The organism is Sulfurovum sp. (assembly GCF_041551015.1).
Taxonomy (GTDB): Bacteria; Campylobacterota; Campylobacteria; order Campylobacterales; family Sulfurovaceae; genus Sulfurovum.
Genome location: NZ_JBFENQ010000209.1, coordinates 1 through 1,803 on the forward strand (window position 1 = coordinate 1; position 1,803 = coordinate 1,803).

Annotated in this window: 1 protein-coding gene and 1 pseudogene; both read left to right on the top strand. The window is 39.8% G+C overall.

Features of this window, described 5'->3' with window-relative positions; genetic code table 11:
- The coding region (gatB, locus tag ABZC96_RS09875; RefSeq protein ID WP_373030829.1) for an Asp-tRNA(Asn)/Glu-tRNA(Gln) amidotransferase subunit GatB at positions 1 to 1,358 on the top strand (1,358 nt) is incomplete at its 5' end.
- A 59-nt stretch (positions 1,359 to 1,417) separates the two neighbouring features.
- Positions 1,418 to 1,803, top strand: a pseudogene (locus tag ABZC96_RS09880) (hypothetical protein); the annotation flags it as partial.

A 1,803-nucleotide genomic window follows, 5' to 3' on the forward strand; every position in this document is an offset into this window, starting at 1 on the left:
CTACCTCTTTTGCAGAGCATCAAAATACAAATACCTGTCCTACATGTTTAGCTCTTCCGGGTGCCTTACCTGTTGTCAATAAGGAAGCTGCTATCAAGGCAATGAGACTAGGGTATGCGATCAATGCAAATGTAAATCATAGTTCAATATTTGATAGAAAATCTTATTTTTATCCGGACAGTCCTTCTGCCTATCAGATCACACAACTGACTAAAGCGATCGTGCAAAAAGGTGAAGTGTTCATAGATCTTGCAGATGGTACGCAAAAACGTATCGGTATGACTCAAGCACACCTTGAAGCAGATGCAGGAAAAAATATGCATGAGGGTGACCACTCTAAAGTAGACCTGAACCGTGCAGGAACACCACTGCTTGAAATCGTATCTGATCCAGATATGAGAAGTTCTGATGAAGCAGTCGCATACTTGAAGAAACTTCACTCTACTGTACGTTATCTTGATATCTCTGATGCAAACATGCAGGAGGGATCATTTAGATGTGATGTGAATGTTTCCATTCGTCCTAAAGGGCAAGAAGCATTTGGTACAAGAGTTGAGATAAAGAACATTAACTCGTTTAAATTTGTAGCGGCTGCTATAGCCTATGAAGTACAAAGACAGACTGAAGCGTATGAAGATGATGTGTATGAGCAGGAAGTACATCAGGAAACACGTCTTTGGAATGTAGAAGAGGGTATAACAAAGTCTATGAGAGGGAAAGAGGAAGCGGCGGATTACCGTTATTTTCCGGACCCGGATCTTCGTCCGCTTATCGTGACAGATGAGATGATAGCTGAAGCAAAGATCATGCCAGAACTTCCAGATGCTAAAGTGAAACGTTATGTAGAAGAGCTTGGGATTAAGTCATATGATGCACATGTGATCACTTTAGATAAAGAGATGGCTTATTACTTTGAAGAGATGTTGGAGAATGGTGCTGTGCCTAAAACAGCGGTAACCTGGTTGACTTCAGAGTTACTGGGCCGTTTGAATAAAGCAGGACACACGATAGAAGATTCTCCTGTAGATGCTAAAACATTGGGTACATTGGTTTCTAAAATTTCTGACAGTACTGTCTCAGGGGCAGGTGCTAAAGAGATCCTTGATTATATGATGGAAAATGAGAGTCGTGATATTGATGCATTGATCGAAGAACTTGGACTTGCACAGGTGAGTGATGATGGAGCTATATTGGCTATCATTGATGAGATCTTGGCTGCAAACCCGGATAAAGTAGAGCAGTATAAAGGCGGTAAAGACAAACTCTTTGGCTTCTTTGTCGGACAAACGATGAAAGCTAGCAAAGGGTCTGCGAATCCTGCTAAGGTAAATGAGTTACTCAAACAGAGACTAGGGTAGAGATATATTTCATCCCTGGTACTTCACCATGGGATAATCATTTTGGGAGGTAGAAACATATGCATGACTTCATAGTTAAACTCTCGCATAAGATAGACAGCTCTGTACGCTATCAAAAGATCAAATCATTTTTCCGTTCACTTCTTGAAGATGTAAATTACCCTTATAAAAAGTACTTCGATGCATTTATGATAGTGCTTATTGTCATTTCTATTTCTATACTTATTTTGAGTAAAACGGATAAAATTCCTGAGTGGCTTGTAGAATTTGATCTCTATTTTGTGACAAGTATCTTTGCTTTGGAGTATCTGTTAAGATTATGGATCAGCCATGATATCCATAAATATCTCGTCTCTTCAGCTTCTGGATCCAGTAGATCCGAACGATATTGGACAGTTTTCAAATCTAAATTACACTATATGATCTCTCTGCCTGCACTTATCGA